General features: G+C 70.1%; 19 protein-coding genes. 9 read left to right on the top strand and 10 right to left on the bottom strand.

The features are described from left to right. Positions 1-130 precede the first annotated feature (130 nt). Positions 131-1039, top strand: a complete 909-nt coding sequence (locus ASD56_RS05280; protein WP_055962076.1) for a DUF4097 family beta strand repeat-containing protein — start codon at positions 131-133, stop codon at positions 1037-1039. Next, complete coding sequence (locus ASD56_RS05275; RefSeq protein ID WP_055962073.1) at positions 1039-1647, top strand: PadR family transcriptional regulator; 609 nt, start codon at positions 1039-1041, stop codon at positions 1645-1647. The genes ASD56_RS05280 and ASD56_RS05275 overlap by 1 nt, the downstream gene beginning before the upstream one ends. A 72-nt stretch (positions 1648-1719) precedes the next feature. On the opposite strand, the gene ASD56_RS05270 is transcribed toward ASD56_RS05275, so the two are convergent. Then, complete coding sequence (locus tag ASD56_RS05270) at positions 1720-2259, bottom strand: universal stress protein (RefSeq protein WP_082541261.1); 540 nt, start codon at positions 2257-2259, stop codon at positions 1720-1722. Positions 2260-2418: 159 nt separating this feature from the next. On the opposite strand from ASD56_RS05270, the gene ASD56_RS05265 reads away from it, so the two are divergent. Next, positions 2419-2616, top strand: a complete 198-nt coding sequence (locus ASD56_RS05265) for a DUF3073 domain-containing protein (RefSeq protein ID WP_055962070.1) — start codon at positions 2419-2421, stop codon at positions 2614-2616. Positions 2617-2664: 48 nt separating this feature from the next. Here ASD56_RS05265 and ASD56_RS05260 read toward each other — a convergent pair whose 3' ends face one another. Together ASD56_RS05260 and ASD56_RS05255 are read right to left on the bottom strand one after the other, a co-directional pair. Continuing rightward, complete coding sequence (locus tag ASD56_RS05260; RefSeq protein WP_055962067.1) at positions 2665-3891, bottom strand: MFS transporter; 1227 nt, start codon at positions 3889-3891, stop codon at positions 2665-2667. Positions 3892-3935: 44 nt separating this feature from the next. Further along, positions 3936-4208: a DUF1905 domain-containing protein gene (locus tag ASD56_RS05255; RefSeq protein WP_055962064.1), complete on the bottom strand. Its 273-nt coding sequence runs from the start codon at positions 4206-4208 to the stop codon at positions 3936-3938. A 141-nt stretch (positions 4209-4349) separates the two neighbouring features. On the opposite strand from ASD56_RS05255, the gene ASD56_RS05250 reads away from it, so the two are divergent. Beyond that, positions 4350-5441, top strand: a complete 1092-nt coding sequence (locus ASD56_RS05250) for a fatty acid desaturase family protein (RefSeq protein WP_055962061.1) — start codon at positions 4350-4352, stop codon at positions 5439-5441. Position 5442: 1 nt separating this feature from the next. On the opposite strand, the gene purF is transcribed toward ASD56_RS05250, so the two are convergent. Together purF and purM are read right to left on the bottom strand one after the other, a co-directional pair. Further along, positions 5443-6903, bottom strand: coding sequence for an amidophosphoribosyltransferase (purF, locus tag ASD56_RS05245; protein WP_055962058.1), 1461 nt, complete (start codon positions 6901-6903; stop codon positions 5443-5445). Positions 6904-6909: 6 nt separating this feature from the next. Then, positions 6910-7965 carry a phosphoribosylformylglycinamidine cyclo-ligase gene (gene purM, locus ASD56_RS05240; RefSeq protein ID WP_235565587.1) on the bottom strand — a complete coding sequence of 352 codons (1056 nt, stop codon included), beginning with the start codon at positions 7963-7965 and terminating at the stop codon, positions 6910-6912. Between the two features lie 235 nt (positions 7966-8200). On the opposite strand from purM, the gene ASD56_RS05235 reads away from it, so the two are divergent. Next, on the top strand, positions 8201-8812 hold the full coding sequence (locus ASD56_RS05235) for a hypothetical protein (protein WP_055962054.1): 612 nt from the start codon (positions 8201-8203) through the stop codon (positions 8810-8812). 12 nt (positions 8813-8824) lie between these two features. Here ASD56_RS05235 and ASD56_RS05230 read toward each other — a convergent pair whose 3' ends face one another. Together ASD56_RS05230 and ASD56_RS05225 are read right to left on the bottom strand one after the other, a co-directional pair. After that, positions 8825-9151 (bottom strand): hypothetical protein, encoded by a 327-nt coding sequence (locus tag ASD56_RS05230; protein WP_055962051.1) that lies wholly within the window; start codon positions 9149-9151, stop codon positions 8825-8827. 42 nt (positions 9152-9193) lie between these two features. Further along, on the bottom strand, positions 9194-9559 hold the full coding sequence (locus ASD56_RS05225; RefSeq protein WP_055962048.1) for a sterol carrier family protein: 366 nt from the start codon (positions 9557-9559) through the stop codon (positions 9194-9196). An 81-nt stretch (positions 9560-9640) separates the two neighbouring features. Here ASD56_RS05225 and purD point away from each other — a divergent pair, with 81 nt between their 5' ends. Next, a complete protein-coding gene (gene purD, locus ASD56_RS05220; protein ID WP_055962045.1) occupies positions 9641-10909 on the top strand; it encodes a phosphoribosylamine--glycine ligase in 1269 nt (422 codons plus the stop codon). 103 nt (positions 10910-11012) lie between these two features. Here the strand turns inward: purD and ASD56_RS05215 are convergent, their stop codons facing one another. Next, positions 11013-12542, bottom strand: coding sequence for a DHA2 family efflux MFS transporter permease subunit (locus ASD56_RS05215; RefSeq protein ID WP_055962042.1), 1530 nt, complete (start codon positions 12540-12542; stop codon positions 11013-11015). 81 nt (positions 12543-12623) lie between these two features. On the opposite strand from ASD56_RS05215, the gene ASD56_RS05210 reads away from it, so the two are divergent. The 3 genes from ASD56_RS05210 to ASD56_RS05200 are packed head-to-tail and all read left to right on the top strand — an operon-like array spanning position 12624 to position 14874. Beyond that, positions 12624-12962, top strand: coding sequence for a hypothetical protein (locus ASD56_RS05210; RefSeq protein ID WP_055963706.1), 339 nt, complete (start codon positions 12624-12626; stop codon positions 12960-12962). A gap of 42 nt (positions 12963-13004) precedes the next feature. Then, positions 13005-13958 carry a phosphoribosylaminoimidazolesuccinocarboxamide synthase gene (locus ASD56_RS05205; protein WP_055962039.1) on the top strand — a complete coding sequence of 318 codons (954 nt, stop codon included), beginning with the start codon at positions 13005-13007 and terminating at the stop codon, positions 13956-13958. Positions 13959-14007: 49 nt separating this feature from the next. Then, the gene (locus ASD56_RS05200; protein ID WP_055963703.1) at positions 14008-14874 is read left to right on the top strand and encodes a VOC family protein; all 867 of its coding nucleotides are present in this window, start codon (positions 14008-14010) and stop codon (positions 14872-14874) included. Positions 14875-14895: 21 nt separating this feature from the next. Here ASD56_RS05200 and ASD56_RS05195 read toward each other — a convergent pair whose 3' ends face one another. Next, complete coding sequence (locus ASD56_RS05195; protein WP_055962036.1) at positions 14896-15909, bottom strand: LacI family DNA-binding transcriptional regulator; 1014 nt, start codon at positions 15907-15909, stop codon at positions 14896-14898. 25 nt (positions 15910-15934) lie between these two features. Further along, positions 15935-17404 (bottom strand): GH1 family beta-glucosidase, encoded by a 1470-nt coding sequence (locus tag ASD56_RS05190; protein WP_055962033.1) that lies wholly within the window; start codon positions 17402-17404, stop codon positions 15935-15937. Positions 17405-17417 lie beyond the last annotated feature (13 nt).

The raw sequence follows: 17417 nt of genomic DNA, 5'->3' as shown, positions 1-17417 counted from the left end.
CACGCTAGAGGTTGACGTTGCGTCAAGGTCAAGCCGGATCTCTCGCTCGATCTTGACAGACTCGCGATATATCGTGTTATGGTCTTTCAACGCGATATATCGCGACTACCCCAACCCCTTGGAGAAGACCATGACCCTGGAGAAGTGGATCATCCACCCGGGCGAGACGCGCGTCATCGACATCGAGACCGTCCGCTCGCTCAAGATCGGCCTCGTCGGCGGACAGATCGACGTGATCGCCCACGACGAGCCCGGCGCCCGCATCGAGGTGCACGGCGTGACGGTGAAGGACCTCCGCATCGAGGTGACCGGCGACGCCCTCGAGATCGACCACCCGCAGCTGCGGTGGGACAACTTCCTCGAGGTGTTCCGCAACTTCGGTTCGAGCGGCCCCAAGGCCGAGATCAGCGTGGCGGTCCCCCGCTCCGTCGCGCTGAACCTCGGTGTCGTCAGCGCCAGCGCCCTCGTGGCGGGGCTCCAGAACGACGCGAGCCTGAACACCGTGTCGGGCGACATCATCGTCGACGGCATCACGGGCGACCTCACCGTCAACGCGGTGTCCGGCGATGTGCAGGTGCGCGAGCTCGTCGGCGCGCTGAACGCCAACAGCGTCTCGGGCGACATCGCCGCGACGGGCTCGCTCCGCAAGGCCGGTATCGAGACCGTGTCCGGCGCCATGCTCATCGACTCGAGCGGCGACCTGCACTCCGTGAGCCTCAACACGGTGAGCGGTGCCACCACCATCCGCCTCGACCAGGGCTATCCCGCCAACTACGTCATCCGCAGCGTGAGCGGCCGCGTGCAGGTGGACGGATCGGTCCGTTCCGGCAACGGCTTCGGCCCGACCACGAACTTCGTCGGCTCGGTCGGCGAGCTCAGCGGCAGCTTCGCCGACGTGCGCGCCAACTCGGTGTCGGGCGACGTGACGGTCCTGCGCCGTGCCGCCTCGAGCGTGCCGGCCGCATCGTCCGCCGAGGCGGTCTCGGGCGCCGAACGACCGTCCGAGGAGACGTTCGGCGACGACGAGGGAGAGCTGTGATGAGCCCCGTCTTCTCCCACGGCGACCTGCGCCTGTACCTGCTGAACCTCCTCGACGAGGGGCCGCGGCACGGCTACGACATCATGCAGGCGCTCGCCGACCGCACGGGCGGCACCTACACGCCCAGCGCCGGCACCATCTACCCGCGACTGGCGAAGCTGGAAGAGGAGGGCCTCGTGACCAAGTCCGTCGACGGCCGCAAGACGGTCTACGAGATCACCGAGGCCGGGCGCGCCGAGGTCGCGTCCCGCGCCGGCGACCTCGAGGGCATCGAGGCGGGGCTGGCGGACTCCGTCCGGCTCATCGCCGATGAGGTGCGCGGCAGCGTGCGCGAGGCCATGAAGAGCCTCCGCGCCGACCTCGCGGCGGCGCGGACGGCGGAGCGCGCCGCCGAGACGCCGCCCTCGACGGACGACGACCCGCGCGTGCTGAGCCGCGAGCAGCTTCATCGGGCGGATGCCGCGGTGAGCGAGTTCCGCGCCCGGCTGCGCTCGGAGCTGCGCAGCCACGTCGCCCGCGGCGGCGAACTGGCCGCGTCGTTCGTCGACGAGCTCGCGAACGATCTCGACCGCATTGCGCGCGACGTCACGCGCAACCTGCGCGGCTGAACGTCGCGACCCCGCGAGGAAGGGGCAGGACCCGGTTCGATCCGGTGTCCTGCCCCTTTCACGTCTCTGCCGTCACGCCGGCCAGATCTCCTCGTCGTCGGGGACCGGCTCGCCCAGCGGCACGACCAGGATCGACCGGTGCTGGCGGTGGGCCAGACGGGCCGCGACCGAACCGGTGAAGAACTCCCGGATGGACTCGCCGATGCCGCGCTTGCGCGTGCCCACGACGATGAGCTTCGCGTCCAGCTGATCGGCGAGGTGCTTCAGTGCCATGGCGGGATCGCCGACGAGCTGACGCACCGTCCACTTCAGCCCGTGGCCCGCGAGTGCGGTGTCGGCCATCGCGCGGACGCGGTCCAGCTCGCCCTCGCCGGCAGCGATGTTCACGTCGATCGGGGCCGAGTGCACATAGCCGTCGGGGTCCTCGTAGGTCACGAAGCGCGTGACGTCCACGTGGACGACCACAAGGGTCACGCCCATGAGCTTGGCGTACCGCGCGGCTTCGGTCAGCACGCGCGTCGACTGATCCGGAATGACTCCGGCGATCACGGCGCCGTGCAGGTCCTCGTCCGCCGCAGCGGCCTGTGTCACGTCGGATGCCTCATCCGTCATGTGTCTTCGCTCCTTCGCACCGATGCCGCAACCAGTGGCGGAGCCGCCGGGGTACGAGGGCTCCGTGTTATCCTGAATGCTACTCTTACCGGCTTCGAAGCCGGCGTCGTTGCGGCGGGCATCTCGAAGCCCGCGACTCACATCATGAGGGGGTCTCGCATGGGGCGTGGCCGTCAGAAGGCGAAGCACACCAAGATCGCCCGCGAGCTCAAGTACGACGTGCATTCCGTGAACTACGGTGCACTTCAGCGCGAGCTCGGTCACCCGTCAGACGACGCCTACGTCGACAAGTGGGCGGACGAATACAAGGACGAGGACGAAGACGAAACGTCTGCCGTCTCGTCGTCTCAGCTGTAGGCGCACCCGGGGCCTGAGAGCGCGCCGCGGCACTCAGCCGCGGATGCCTCACCAGGCGCCGTGGCGCTGCTCCCAGTCGTCTTCGACGGTGTGGCGCCGGGCCGCGACGACCCCTGCGGGCGCTGCGGCGATCACTACGACCGCGAGGATCACCAGCGGCACGGTCCACGAGTCGGTCCAGCCGTGGATGAGTCCGATCCCGAGCGGGAAGAGCGCGACGACCGCGTAGCCGAGGCTCTGCACGAACGCGCTGAGCGCGACAGCGGTCTCGGGCGTCCGCGTGCGCAGCCCGAGCAGCACCAGCGTCAGCGGGAACAGCAGCGGCGCAGTCCCCAGCAGCACGACCCAGAGCCAGGTGGCGGTCTGCGGGGCGAAGAGCAGGCCGGCGATCCCGATCAGGCCCGCGACGACCGCCACGCCGAACAGCGCGCGAGTCGCGTGGAAGCGCACGACGAGCAGCGGCACCAGGAGCGATGCCGGCAGACCCACGGCCGCGAACAGCGACAGCAGCGCCCCGGCCGTGGCGGGCGAGACGCCCGCCACGTCCTCGAGCAGGAGCGGCAGCCAGGCGAACGCCGTGTAGGCCAGCACACCTGAGACCGAGAACGCGACGACGAGCGCCCACGCCAGGGGCAGCCGCCACATGCGGCGGAACGCCTGCGGCGCGGGCGCGGCGATCGCCTCGTCGGATGCCGCCACCCGTGGCCGCGCGATGAGCAGCAGCCACGGGACGATGGCCGCAGCTGCGAACACGGCCCACATGCCCAGCGAGAGGCGCCAGCCCGCGGCATCCGCCACCGGCACGGCCACCAGCGGCGGTATGAGCGTCGAGAACGCCAGGGTCGTGGAATAGATCGTCGTCATCAGGCCGATGCGATCGGGGAAGTACTTCTTCACCAGCGGCGGCAGCAGGATGTTGCCCACACCGACCGCGGCGAAGATCAGCGCCGTCGAGAGCACCAGGGTCGGGGCGCCGGTCGCGAGACCGCGCCAGCCCAGCCCGATGACCGCGACGACCATGGCTGCGAGCGCCAGGCGCTCGAGCCCGAATCGCCGTTCGAACCTCGGCGTGAGGATGCCGAAGAGCGCGTAGCAGACGGGCGGAGCCGTGCCGATCAGCCCGACCACAGCCGCCGGAAGCGCGAAGTCGGCGTCGACGTAGCCGACGACCGGCGACAGCGATGCCACGGCGGTACGCAGGGAGAACGCGAAGAGGACGATGCCGACGAGGGCCAGAGCCCTCCCCTGCCAGAGCGGTCGAGGGGTGGAACTCACCGGTCAAGCCTAGGCGGGGGACGGATGCCGCGGCCCGGGGCGCGTCAGCGGCGCGTCACGGCGACTCGGACGACGTCGCCGATGTCCTTGCCGAGCTGTCTGCGCACCTTCGCGTTGAGCGAGACCATGTGGCCGCCCGTGCCCGTCACCATGGCGCCGACGTTCTCCAGTCGGATGTCGTCGACCTCCACGTCGACACGGACCGCCTTGCGGGTTCCGAAGGAATCGGCCGATCCGGGGATCTCGACGCAGGGCCAGATCTCGCCCTTGACGTCGACTCCGATCGGCGCCTCGAATCGCAGCTCGGCGTGTGACATGGGCTCACCATAGCCCCCAGTTCGCCCGGAATTCGCCAGGGGCATGGCGGTCGGGCCGGGCGGGGGTTACCTTCGCATTAGGCCGGGACCCCGCCGTCGGAGCAGGCAGTCCGCCTCGCTCACGAGCGACAGGGGAATCCCGTGCCTGATGCACTCTCCGCACCCCGGACCACGGCTGTCCGAACGACGAAGCCCAAGGGCGGGAATGACTTCACCGCTCTGTCCCAGGCCGTCACCTCGAGCGGATTGATGCGCCGGCGGTACGGGTACTACTGGACGAAGCTGCTCGCCGTGCCGGTCGTCATCGCGGCGATGGTGCTCGTCTTCATCTGGATCGGCGAATCCTGGTGGCAGCTCGCCACCGCGGTGGTCTTCGCGGTGATGTTTACGCAGATCGCGATGCTCGGACATGACGCGGCGCACCGCCAGATCTTCCGCTCCGGCCGATGGAACGACTGGACGTCGCTGGTCATCGCCAACCTGATCGTGGGCATGAGCTACGGCTGGTGGCAGCACAAGCACACGAAGCACCACGCCAACCCCAACAAGATCGGTGCGGATCCTGACATCGAACTCCCCGTCGTGTCGTTCACCCCCGACCAGGCCGCCCGCCGTCGGCATGGTCCGCTGGGATGGCTGATGGCGCACCAGGGGGTCTTCTTCTTCCCGATCCTGCTGTTCGAGGGCCTCTCGCTCCACGCGTCGGGAGTCCGCCGCGTCTTCTCTCGCGAGCCGCTCCGCCGTCGCCCGGTCGAGATCGCCTTTCTCGTCGTGCGCACCGCGAGCTATCTCACGCTGGTGTTCCTGGTTCTCTCCCCCGGGCTCGCATTCGCCTTCCTCGGGGTGCAGCTCGGGCTCTTCGGCGTCTACATGGGCATGGCGTTCGCCCCCAACCACAAGGGGATGCCGATCGTCCCCGCCGACGTGAAGATCGACTTCCTGAGGCGTCAAGTGCTCATGAGCCGCGACATCCGCGGAAGCCGGCTGCTCGACACGGCGATGGGCGGTCTCAACTACCAGATCGAGCACCACCTGTTCCCGTCGATGCCGCGACCGCACCTGCGCAAGGCCTCCGGGCTGATCGCCGACTACTGCCGCGAGCGCGGCGTCGCGTACTCGCAGACGGGCCTGTGGGAGTCGTACGGCATCATGGTCCGTCACATCAACCGCGTCGGACTCGGCGAGCGCGATCCGTTCGAGTGCCCGCTCCTGCAGCAGCGGCAGGCGGTCTGACTCAGCTCTCCTGTGAGCCCTCGACCCAGGCCAGGTACTCGTCGGTGACCGTGCCGGTCACGTAGCGGCCGTCGAAGCAGCTCATGTCGAGGTCCTGCACGTCCGATCCCTCGAGGATCGCGGCCTTCAGGTCCTCGACCTCCTGGTAGACCATGTAGTCGGCGCCGAGCTCTTCGGCGATCTGGGGGATGGTCCGGCCGTGCGCGACGAGCTCGTGACGCGACGGCATGTTGATGCCGTACACGTGGGGGTAGCGCACCGGCGGGGCGGCCGAGGCGAACGTGACGCTCTTGGCCCCGGCATCCCGAGCCATCTGGATGATCTCCTTCGACGTCGTGCCGCGCACGATGGAGTCGTCGATGAGGAGCACGTTCTTGCCCTTGAACTCGCTCGACATGGCATTGAGCTTCTGGCGCACGCTCTTCTTGCGGATGGCGTGGCCCGGCATGATGAACGTCCGGCCGACGTAGCGGTTCTTGTAGAAGCCCTCGCGGTATTCGATGCCGAGCTTGCGCGCCACCTGCATCGCGGCCGGACGCGACGAGTCCGGAATGGGCATGACGACGTCGATGGTGCCCGTCGGCGTGTACTTGGCGATCGTGTCGGCCAGGCGGTCGCCCAGACGCAGTCGCGCCTCGTACACCGAGATGCCGTTCATCACCGAGTCGGGGCGTGCGAGGTACACGTACTCGAACGAGCACGGCACCAGCTTGGGGTCTGTCGCGCACTGCTGGGTGTGCAGGTGCCCGTCGAGGTCGATGAACACGGCCTCGCCCGGGTCGACGTCGCGGACGATCTCGAACTCGCCGTTCTCGAGCACGAGCGATTCGCTCGTCACCACCCACTCGTAGCTGCCGTCCTCGTTCTTGCGGGTTCCGAGGATGAGCGGGCGGATGCCGTAGGGGTCGCGGAACGCGAGAAGGCCGTAGCCGGCGATCAGCGCGATCGCGGCATACGATCCCTCGACGCGCTCGTGCACGCGGCTGACGGCCTGGAAGACCTGCTCGGGAGCGAGCTCGACGCCCGAGATCGAGCCCTGCAGCTCGTTGGCGAGCACGTTGACGAGAAGCTCGGTGTCGGACGAGGTGTTCAGGTGCCGGCGGTCCTTGCGGAACAGCTCGTCGGTCAGCTCGCGCGTGTTCGTCAGGTTGCCGTTGTGCACCAGCACGATGCCGTAGGGCGCGTTCACGTAGAACGGCTGCGCCTCCTCCTCGTTGGAGGCGGTTCCCTTCGTCGCGTAGCGCACGTGGCCGAGGCCGAGGTTGCCGAGCAGCGCGCGCATGTCGCGGGTGCGGAAGGCCTCGCGCACCTGACCGCGCTCCTTGTGCACATGGAAGACGCCGCTCGTCTCGGCGGTCGCGATGCCCGTCGAGTCCTGCCCGCGATGCTGCAGCAGAAGCAGCGAGTCGTAGATCTCCTGGTTGACGTTTCCACGTCCGACCATCCCGACGATTCCGCACATGGGGTGTTACTTCGCTCCGTTGGTCTCGGCGTAGGCACCGACGAGACGCACCGCGCCGCCGTCGACGCCCTTGGCGCCCTGCTCGAATTCGCCGGCGGGACGCGTGCCGCTGTGCACGACTCCCACCTGCCACGTCGCGATGCCCTCGCCGATGAGAGCGGATGCCGCGGCCTCGGCCTGGTCGGCAGCGACGACGGCGAGGAAGCCGATGCCCAGATTCCAGGTGCCTTCGGTGGACTCGAGGTCCAGGTCGCCCAGGTCCGCGAGCACGCGGAACACCGGCGGCGGCGACCACGTCGAGCGGTCGACCTCGACCCAGACGTCCTGCGGCAGGACACGAGCCAGGTTGGCGGCGATGCCTCCGCCGGTCACGTGGCTGAGCGCGTGGACAGCGCCGTTCGACTGGTCGATCAGCCGCAGCAGCGGCTGGGTGTACAGGCGGGTGGGCTCGAGCAGGGCCTCGCCCCACGTCGTGCCGTTCACGCCGAGATCGGCGGCGCGGTCGCCGTACTGGATGCCCGCGCCGGCGACGATGTGCCGCACGAGCGAGTAGCCGTTGGAGTGGAGTCCGCTGCTGGCGAGAGCGAGGATGACGTCGCCGTCGCGCACGCGGTCGGCGCCCAGCACGGCGTCGCCCTCGACGACACCGGTGGCGGCACCGGCGACGTCGTAGTCGTTGACGCCGAGGAGGCCCGGGTGCTCGGCGGTCTCGCCGCCCACGAGCGCGGTGCCGGTCTCGTGGCAGCCGGCCGCGATGCCGCGCACGATGTCGGCGATGCGCTGCGGGAAGACCTTGCCGCACGCGATGTAGTCCGTCATGAAGAGCGGCTTGGCGCCGACCACGACGATGTCGTCGACGACCATGCCGACCAGGTCGAGGCCGATGGTGTCGTGCTTGTCGATCGCCTGGGCGATGGCGACCTTGGTGCCGACGCCGTCGGTGCTGGTCGCGAGCAGCGGCTTGTCGTAGGAGCGCAGCGCGCTCGCGTCGAACAGGCCCGCGAATCCGCCGACGCCGCCCAGCACCTCGGGTCCGTGCGTCTTGCGCACGGCCGACTTCATGAGTTCGACGGCGAGATCGCCGGCCGCGGTGTCGACACCGGCGGCGGCGTAGGGGTTGACCGGTGTACCGCCGGCAGCGGGGGCGTCGGGTGCGGGAGAGGCCACGGCCACCAGCCTACCCGCGGCCGGGAGGCATCGACTCCGCATGACGGCAGGCGGCGAGCACCGCTCGAGCGCCGTGGATCCGTGCTTCTCAACCCGGCCCGTCCGGACAGCACCGATCTAGAATGGCCGCATGGGCGGCATGGGGGCTCCGGAGTGGCTGATCCGCGAGGACGCGGGCCAGCCGGTCCTCCTTGCGCTCTATCTGCGTCAGGTGCTCGGGATCCGCTCCCCCGATGAGCTGCCCCCGCTGCGCGGCATCCCTCCCCGCTTCGTCGATCGCGACGAGCAGGACCAGGCCCTTCTCGAGCGCCAGTGGCGCGAGTACTGGGCCATGACCGTCGAGCCGCAGGCGCACCCGTCGCCCGTGCCCCTCGAGCTGGTCGACGGCTTCGACCTGCTGCTCGCGCTGCCGTCCGAGGGTGCCGCCCAGCTGCGCGCCGCGGTGACGCCGCATGCGGCCGAGGCACTCGCCTTCGCGCAGTCCGCGCACGCGCGCTACCGCCGTGACGCGAGCCCCGGCACCGGCACCTCGTACCGGGCCTACGCCGGAGCCATCGCCGAGCACGAGCGCCAGGTCGGCCGGCGCGCGCACTCGTTCGAGCTGAACGTGCAGGTGCTGCCCCTGACGCAGCGCGGCGTCTGGTGGATCGGATCGCTGACCATCGCGGTGACCGACGGACTGCGGGGGGATGTCGCGGCCTTCGATGCGGCGATCCACCCGATCATCGCCGAGCTGGCGTAGCCTCCGGCCGGATCAGGCCTCGTCGTCGGTCTGCACCGACTCGTGGTCCACGACCACGTCACGCGTGTGCCGGCGCGACCGGCGGTCGAAGATGAGCGCGACCACGGCCGCGAGCGCCAGGCCCACGGGCACGCAGACGAGCAGCAGGAATCCGAACACCTGCCCCTGCGAGTACACCAGGCCGGTGTTGGGGCTGATCTCGGACGACCCGTCGAACCCGAAGGTGAAGATCATCGCGGCGATCACTCCGAGGGCGGCGCCCACGAGCAGGAAGACCGAGAACTTCGGCGCCCGGCGCACGCGCACCGTCTCGATGTGGTCCTCGACATGCTCGCCCATGCCTCCATTGTCCCACTCCGGGCCGCTGGGGCGGGCCTCTTCTCAGGGACGCAGAGGAAGCAGGTCCGAGATGTCGGCGCGGACGCCCGAGGCCAGGATGCGGCCCTGGGCCGCGGCATCCGTCCACCGCTCCTGCCCGGTCGCGAGCGCGATCCACGTGGCGGCGTCGGTCTCGACGACGTTCGGCGGCGTCCCGCGCGTGTGCCGCGGGCCTTCGACGACCTGCACGGCGCCGAAGGGCGGCACGCGGACCTCGACGGAGTTGCCCGGGGCCTTCTCGGCCAGCAGCTGCAGCAGGTAGCGGACGGCGGTCGCGAGATCGGTGCGCGCGGGAAGGGATGCCACACCCGCGGCGTGCACCGCTTCGAGGGCCTCTCGCCCCTCCGCCGTGCCGATCCTGCGTGCCATGAGTCAACGGTACGCCGGGCGCGGGCACCGGGATCCGTACGCGCCGAAACAGGCCCAGGGCGGCTCGGTAGGCTGGGCGGCGTGAAGATCCTGGTTCTCGGCTCGGGCGCGCGCGAGCACGCCATCATCCTCGCGCTGCGGTCCGAGGAGGCCGATCACGAGATCTTCGCCGCTCCCGGCAACGCCGGCATCGCGCGGGACGCCACGGTCGTCGACCTCGACCAGAACGACCCCGCCGCGGTCACGATGTTCGCGAAGACCCACGCCGTCGACCTCGTCGTGATCGGCCCCGAGGCTCCGCTGGTCGCCGGTGTCGCCGACGCGGTGCGCGAGCACGGCATCCCGGTCTTCGGGCCCGGAAAGGCCGCCGCTCAGCTCGAGGGCTCCAAGGCCTTCGCGAAGCGGATCATGGATGCCGCGGACGTGCCGACCGGCCGTGCGCTGCGTGCCGCCAGCCGTGCCGAGCTCGAGACCGCGCTCGACGACCTCGGCGCACCGTACGTCGTCAAGGCCGACGGACTCGCCGCAGGCAAGGGCGTCATCGTCACCGAGGACCGCGCAGAGGCGCTCGCCCACGCCGACGCCTACCTGCCGCTCGGACCCGTCCTCGTCGAAGAGTTCCTGGCCGGCCCCGAGGTCTCGCTGTTCTTCCTCAGCGACGGCGACCACGTGCTGCCCCTGAGCCCCGCGCAGGATTACAAGCGCCTCCTCGACGCCGACGCCGGCCCCAACACCGGCGGCATGGGCGCGTATTCGCCGCTCCCCTGGCTCGACGAGGGCTTCGGCGGCGAAGAGGCCTTCGTCGACCTCGTGACCCGTGAGGTCGCCGAGCCGGTCATCCGCCGGCTCGACGCCGAGGGCACGCCGTTCATCGGGCTGCTGTACGCCGGACTCATCCTGACCGAGGCGGGCGTCAAGGTCATCGAGTTCAACGCGCGCTTCGGCGACCCCGAGACCCAGGTCGTGCTGCCCCGCCTCGTCGACCCGCTGTCCGAGCTGCTGCTGGCGGCGGCATCCGGCAACCTGGAATCCCACCCGCGGCCCCGGTTCGCCGACGAGGCCGCCGTGACCGTCGTCGTGGCGAGCGAGGGCTACCCGCAGACTCCGCTCACCGGACGCCCGCTGACGGGATTGGATGCCGCAGCCGCCGTCGACGGCGTGCACCTCGCGCACGCGGCCACGGCCGAGTCGGCCGAGGGTCTCGTCGCGACCGGCGGCCGTGTGCTCAACGTCGTCGCCGTGGGCTCGACCTTCGCCGAGGCGCGCGACCGCGTCTACCGCGCCCTCGCCGAGATCGGCCTCGAGGGCGGCCAGCACCGCACCGACATCGCAGCGCGCGTCGCCGGCTGAGCCGGGCGCGTTTCGTCTCGCTCCGCTCGCTCAACGACCGGATCACACCTGCTCGTTGAGCGAGGAGCGCAGCGACGAGACGAAACGCGGCCCTTGCGCACCGCTACTCCGCGTGCTCGGCGGCCTGCCAGTCAGTGGTCGCCATCGTCACCGGCTTGCGCAGGAACAGGACGGCCACGACGCCGACGAGCATGACCGCCGCCGGCAGCAGGATCGCCTGCGACATCGCGGTCGAGAACGGCTCGGCGATCGCCGGGGGCAGCGCTCCGCCGGCGAATCCGGCATCCGCATCGGCAGCGCCGGGGATGTTCGCCTCGAGCCGGCTCTGCATGAACACCGCGATCGCGGCCGAGCCGAGCACCGAGCCGATGGTGCGCGTGGTGTTGTAGATGCCCGCGCCGGCGCCCGCCTGTCGCGGTGAGAGGTTGCGGGTCGCGGTCGTGGCGAGCGGACCCCACATGCCGGCGTTGCCGACACCCATGATGAACGAGGGGATCAGGAACATCCAGATCGGCGTCTCGAGGTTCATCAGCACGGAGTAGAGCACGAGCGACCCGGCGACCAGCAGCAGCCCGGGCACGAGCAGCACGCGCGGATCGGTGTGGTCGAGCCAGCGACCGGCGAGCGGCGACAGCACGCCGGCGGCGACGGCCATCGGCACGAGCAGCAGCGCGGCCTCGGTCGGGGTGAGCCCGCGGCCGAGCTGGATGAAGAACATCAGCGGCAGCGACATGCTCGTCACGGTGAAGCCGACGGTCGCGATGCCGATGTTGGCGACCGAGAAGTTGCGGTCGCGGAACAGCTCCATCGGCACGAGGGGCTCGCTCTTGGTCTTCGCCTGCTGCCAGATGAACAGGCCGAGCACGATCACGCCCGAGATGATGAGGCCCCACACCGTGATCGGACCCCACACGACGCCCCAGTCGTACGTCTCGCCCTCCTGCAGGCCGAACACGATGAGGAACAGCGCGATGGCGCTGAGCACCATGCCCACGATGTCGAACTTGTGGGGGTGCGTCTCGAGCTTGGGCACCAGGATCCACGCGAGCACGAAGCCGACGATGCCCACCGGGATGTTGATGAAGAAGATCCACTCCCACCCGAGGCCGTCAACGAGCAGACCGCCGGCGAGCGGGCCGACGAGCATCGCGACGCCCGAGGTCGCACCCCACAGCCCCATCGCCGCACCGCGCTGATTCGGCGGGAACGTGCGGGTGATCACGGCCATGGTCTGCGGGGTCATCATCGCCGCGCCGGTGCCCTGCACCGCGCGGAACGCGATGAGCAGCTCGAGCGTGCCCGACAGGCCGCACGCGAGAGAGGCGAGCGTGAAGACGGCGAGGCCGATCAGGTAGATGTTCTTCGGCCCGAACCGGTCGCCGAGGCGCCCGGTGATCAGCAGCGGCACGGCGTAGGCCAGCAGATACGCCGAGGTGACCCACACGACGTTGTCGAGGTTGTTGGTCTCGGGATCGAGCGCCGCCTTGATCGCGGGGTTCGCGACCGACACGATCGTCGTGTCGACGAGGATCATGAAGAACCCGATGACCAGCGCCCACAGGGCGGGCCAGGGTCCGCGCGGAGCCTTGCCGGGTCGAGTGGATGCCGCTGCCTGCGTCTTCTGCTCCGTCATCGCCGTGCGGCCCTCCGTCGTGTTCGTCGCACTCGACCCTAGGGCTTATCGATGTCGGCGAGGGCCGCTACGGTGGCGGTCATGACGGATGCCGCAGCCGTTGCCGAGGCGCACGCGATCTTCGATCCGCTCGCCGCCGAATACCTGGTGCGGCCGGACGTCGACATCGGGCCGATGTTCGGCAGCGAGGGCCTGCGCGTCCGCGGCAAGGTGTTCGCGTTCGTCGGTCACCGGGGCGCGATGGTCGTGAAGCTTCCCGCCGCTCGCGTCGATGAGCTCGACGGCATCGACGGGCTGGAGCGCATGGTGATGCGCGAGCGGGCGATGCGCGAGTGGATGCTGGCGCCCGCCGCGGCTGGCGAGCGGTGGGAGCCGCTGCTCGCGGAGGCGTTCGCGTACGTGGACGAGATCACGCCCTGACCCCGGTCCACGGCCGCACGGCGCGCCCGGGATAATGGGCGGGTGACGAGCACCCTCGACCTTCCCGGCTGGCGCCATGTCTACTCGGGCAAGGTCCGCGACCTGTACATCCCCGACGACGCGGCCGACGCGGCCACCGCCGAGCGCATGCTCGTCGTGGCGAGCGACCGCGTGAGCGCGTTCGACCACGTCCTCTCCCCCGGCATCCCCGACAAGGGCGTGCTGCTGACGACCCTGAGCCTGTGGTGGTTCGACCGCCTGGCGGGCGGCGACGGCGGGCGCGGCATCCCGAATCATCTCGTCGCCTCCCACGTGCTGACGCTCGGGGCGGACGGCGAGGCGAACACCGCCGACGACCTGCAGTCGCTGATCCCGGCGGAGGTCGCCGGCCGTGCGATGGTCGTGAAGAGCCTCGACATGCAGCCGGTCGAGTGCGTGGTGCGCGGCTATCTCACGGGCTCGGGCTGGGCCGAGTATCAATCCGACGGCACGGTGTGCGGCATCCCGCTGCCTGCCGGGCTCTCCAACGGCGACCGTCTGCCCGAGCCGATCTACACCCCGGCCTGGAAGGCGCCGATGGGCGAGCACGACGAGAACATCTCGTACGAGCGCACCGTCGAGCTCGTCGGGCCCGAGCGAGCGGCCGAGCTGCGCGACCTGTCACTCGAGATCTACGACCGCGCAGCGCGGACCGCCGAGCAGCACGGGCTGATCCTCGCGGACACCAAGTTCGAGTTCGGGGTCGACGCCGAGGGCGTGCTGACCCTCGCCGACGAGGTGCTGACGAGCGACTCTTCCCGGTACTGGGATGCCGCGGCCTGGGCGTCGGGCACGACGCCGGACGAGCGCATGGCGAGCTTCGACAAGCAGATCGTGCGCGACTGGCTCGCCGCCAACTGGGACAAGCAGGGCGAGCCGCCGGCACTCCCCCAGGAGATCGTCGAGCGCACCGCCGCCCGTTACCGCGAGCTGCTCGAGCTTCTCACCACGGCCTGACGTCCTCGTTCAGGGAATGGCGACGGCGCTCCGGTCGTTGTTCATTCACATGAATGAGAAGCTCGCCGCCGACACAGCGATGGGTGCGGTCACGCTGCTCGTGGGCGACCTGGACGCCATGACCGCGTATTACCGCGACGTGGTGACCCTGCAGGTCCTGAGCGCGGACGGCGACACCGTCACACTGGGGCGCGCCGGGCGCCCGATCGTCGTGCTGCGGCACGAGCCCGCCCTCCGGCATGCCGGCCCGGGCTCTGCCGGCCTGTTCCACACGGCGATCCTGTTCGAGACGCAGGCCGCCTTGGCCGCCGCCCTGGCCTCGGTCGCGCGGCACGCGCCCGGGACCTTCACCGGCTCCGCCGATCACCTGGTGAGCCAGGCGTTCTACTTCACCGACCCCGAGGGCAACGGCATCGAGCTGTACTGGGATCGCGCGCGGACAGAGTGGTCATGGACCCACGGGCAGGTCGAGATGGCGACGCTGTTCCTCGACCCCCGGGCCTTCCTGGCGGAGCACCTCACCGAGGAGGCCGCGACCGGCGCGACGGCGCAGGATGCGGCATCCGTCGGTCACGTCCATCTGTCGGTGGGGGATGTCGCGACCGCCCGCGCCTTCTACGTGGACGCCCTCGGGTTCGACGCGACCGCCGAGCTCGGCAATCAGGCGCTGTTCGTCAGCGCCGGCGGCTACCACCACCACATGGCCATGAACGTCTGGAACTCGCGCGGCGCAGGGCCGCGCATGCCGGCGCTCGGGCTCGGCCGCGTCGATCTCGCGCTGCCGACGGCCGATTCCCTCGGCGAGCTCGGCGAGCGGCTGCGTCACCGCGGCGTCGAAGTGCGCGACGACGGCCGCTCGGTGTCGTTCGAGGATCCGTGGGCGAACCTGCTCGTCGCGGCGGTTCCGTCCGCCTGACACCCTGCAGGTCGGGCCGGGTCAGACCGATTCGCGGACGACGAGCTCGGTCTCGAGGATCGTGACGTGGCGCGGGTGCTTGCCCGCGAGCAGATCGAGCAGCACGGTGGCCATGCGCTCGCCCTGGGCGAACGACGGCTGGCGCATCGTGGTCAGCGTGGGCGTGACCGATGTGGCCACCGGCGAGTCGTCGAATCCCATGACCGCGATGTCCTCGGGCACGCGCAGGCCCTCGGTGGCCAGCACGGTCAGCGCACCGCGAGCCATCAGATCGCTGGCGATGAAGACGGCGTCGGGACGCTCCCCCGACTCGAGGATGCGGCGCATCGCGTCGGCGCCGCCGGCCGCCGTGAAGTTGCCGTCCTCGACCGGACCCTCGGGCAGCTCCCACGCCGTCAGCGCATCGCGATAGCCCTGCAGACGGTCGACGCCCGCCGGCATCGTCAGCGGGCCGGTGATCATCGCGATGCGCCGGTGGCCGCGCTCGATCAGGTACGTGGTGGCGTCGTGCCCGCCGCGCACGTTGTCGACATCGACGTAATAGTCGCGCTCGCGCTCGCGCACGGGACGACCGCCGTAGACGACAGGGACGGCGCTGGCGATGCGGTCGATGAACGTGTCGCTGGTGTGGTGCGACACGATGATCGCGCCGTCGACCGCTCCGCTGCGGACGTAGCTCGTCGTCTTGTCGCCCGGGTCGTCGTTGGCGATGAAGAGGTTCAGGACGTAGTCCGAGCGGCTCAGCCGGGCGTTGATGCCCGACACGATGGCGGCGAAGAAGGGATCGCCGAAGAACCGCGTGGTGTCCTCGGGCACGATCAGCGCGATGGCGTGGGTCTGACGGCTCGCGAGCGAGCGCGCCGCGCGATTGGGAACGTAGTTGAGATCGGCGATCGCCCGCTTGACGGCCTCGAGAGCCTCCGCGCTGACCGCGGTCGAGCCGTTGACGACGCGCGACACCGTCGACCTGGAGACGCCCGCCGCGGCGGCGACCTCCTCGATCGTGACCGATCCCCGCACCACGTCCGTCGTCATGACCCTGCCCTCTCCTAACGGGATGCTACGACCCCGCGGCGACCGTGTCGCGTTCCAGCGACCGTGCGCCGATGATCCGGCTGTACTCGCGACCGCTGTCCTTGACCGTGCGCAGTTGGGTGTCGTAGTCGACGCGGACGATGCCGAACCGCTTCTCGTACCCCCACGCCCACTCGTAATTGTCCAGCAGCGACCAGTAGAAGTATCCCCGCACGTCGACGCCGGCCTCGACCGCGTCGAGGATCGCGCCGAGGTGGGAGCGCACGAAGTCCACCCGGTCGGCGTCGTGCACGCGCACCTCGCCGTCCTCCACCACGCGCTCGTCGTCGTAAGCGGCACCGTTCTCGGTGACGTAGAGAACCGTCCCGGCGGGCTGGGCGAACTCGTCCCACACGCGACCCAGGAGCCGCGTGAGCCCCTCGGGCTGCACCTCCCAGTTCATCGGGGTGCGCGGCAGGCCGCGGTCGTGCCAGTGGATGCCCTCGTGCGATGGGAACGGCGAACTCGTCGCCCGGTCGGTCGGCGCGTCGCCGCCGATCGGCGCGATCGCAGGAGCGTGGCCGCCCACGAGCTCGCCGTGGTAGTAGTTCACGCCGAGGGTGTCGATGTGCACCGACATCGCCTCGAGGTCGCCCGGGCGGATCGCCTCCTCGAGCGCGGCGATCGCCGCGGGATCGACGGCGCGGATGTCCTCGACCACGTCGGCGGGGTACTCGCCGCGGAAGATCGGGTCGAGGAACCAGCGGTTGAACTGGCCATCGATGCGCCGGGCGGCGTCGAGGTCGGCCGGGTCGTTCTCGTCGACCGGATCGGCGACGGTGAGGTTCAGCGTGATTCCGAGGTTGAGCGACGAGTCGCGCGCCCGGAGTTCGCGGACGGCCTGGCCGTGCCCGAGCATCAGGTGGTGCGCGGCGAGCACGCCCTCCTCGACGCTCTGGTGGCCCGGCGCGTGCGCGCCCGCGGTGTAGCTCAGGAACGACGAGCACCAGGGCTCGTTGAGCGTCGTCCACACGTTCACCCGGTCGCCGAGCGCATCGTGCATGTCGAGCGCGTACTCGGTGAACAGGTCAGCCGTTTCGCGGTTGGCCCAGCCACCGCGCTCCTGCAGCGCCTGGGGAAGGTCCCAGTGGTACAGGGTCAGCCACGGAAGGATGCCGGCATCCAGCAATTCGTCTGCCAGCCGCTTGTAGAAGTCGACGCCCTTCGGGTTGAGCGCGCCGCCGTCGGGCCGGACGCGCGACCACGACGTCGAGAAGCGGTAGGTCTGCAGGCCCATGGACTTCATCAGGGCGACGTCGTCGGCGTAGCGGTGGTAGTGGTCGCAGGCCACGTCGCCGTTGTCGGCGTTGATGACCGCACCGGGCACACGGCTGAAGGCGTCCCAGATCGAGTCGCGGCGACCGTCCTCGTGGGCGGCGCCCTCGATCTGGTAGGCGGCAGTGGCCGCACCGAAGAGGAAGTTCGACGGGAAGGCGCGCTCAGGGTTCGCAGTCATGCGGACGGCGTCC

The sequence above is a fragment of the Microbacterium sp. Root166 genome, from assembly GCF_001427145.1.
Classification (GTDB): domain Bacteria; phylum Actinomycetota; class Actinomycetes; order Actinomycetales; family Microbacteriaceae; genus Microbacterium.
Note: the sequence above shows the minus strand (reverse complement) of the source record. Positions and strands in the feature narration are given on the sequence as shown.

Coding starts and splice junctions, on each gene's coding strand:
- ASD56_RS05255 (WP_055962064.1), bottom strand. CDS start 4,208: ATGTCACACGCCGAGCTGCGATTCGAGGCGCCGATCGGAGTCGACGTC.
- ASD56_RS05265 (WP_055962070.1), top strand. CDS start 2,419: ATGGGGCGTGGCCGTCAGAAGGCGAAGCACACCAAGATCGCCCGCGAG.
- ASD56_RS05230 (WP_055962051.1), bottom strand. CDS start 9,151: ATGGGCGAGCATGTCGAGGACCACATCGAGACGGTGCGCGTGCGCCGG.
- purM (WP_235565587.1), bottom strand. CDS start 7,965: ATGAAGTCGGCCGTGCGCAAGACGCACGGACCCGAGGTGCTGGGCGGC.
- ASD56_RS05225 (WP_055962048.1), bottom strand. CDS start 9,559: ATGGCACGCAGGATCGGCACGGCGGAGGGGCGAGAGGCCCTCGAAGCG.
- ASD56_RS05210 (WP_055963706.1), top strand. CDS start 12,624: ATGACGGATGCCGCAGCCGTTGCCGAGGCGCACGCGATCTTCGATCCG.
- ASD56_RS05235 (WP_055962054.1), top strand. CDS start 8,201: ATGGGCGGCATGGGGGCTCCGGAGTGGCTGATCCGCGAGGACGCGGGC.
- ASD56_RS05200 (WP_055963703.1), top strand. CDS start 14,008: ATGAATGAGAAGCTCGCCGCCGACACAGCGATGGGTGCGGTCACGCTG.
- ASD56_RS05195 (WP_055962036.1), bottom strand. CDS start 15,909: ATGACGACGGACGTGGTGCGGGGATCGGTCACGATCGAGGAGGTCGCC.
- purF (WP_055962058.1), bottom strand. CDS start 6,903: ATGTGCGGAATCGTCGGGATGGTCGGACGTGGAAACGTCAACCAGGAG.
- ASD56_RS05270 (WP_082541261.1), bottom strand. CDS start 2,259: ATGACGGATGAGGCATCCGACGTGACACAGGCCGCTGCGGCGGACGAG.
- ASD56_RS05280 (WP_055962076.1), top strand. CDS start 131: ATGACCCTGGAGAAGTGGATCATCCACCCGGGCGAGACGCGCGTCATC.
- ASD56_RS05190 (WP_055962033.1), bottom strand. CDS start 17,404: ATGACTGCGAACCCTGAGCGCGCCTTCCCGTCGAACTTCCTCTTCGGT.
- ASD56_RS05275 (WP_055962073.1), top strand. CDS start 1,039: ATGAGCCCCGTCTTCTCCCACGGCGACCTGCGCCTGTACCTGCTGAAC.
- ASD56_RS05215 (WP_055962042.1), bottom strand. CDS start 12,542: ATGACGGAGCAGAAGACGCAGGCAGCGGCATCCACTCGACCCGGCAAG.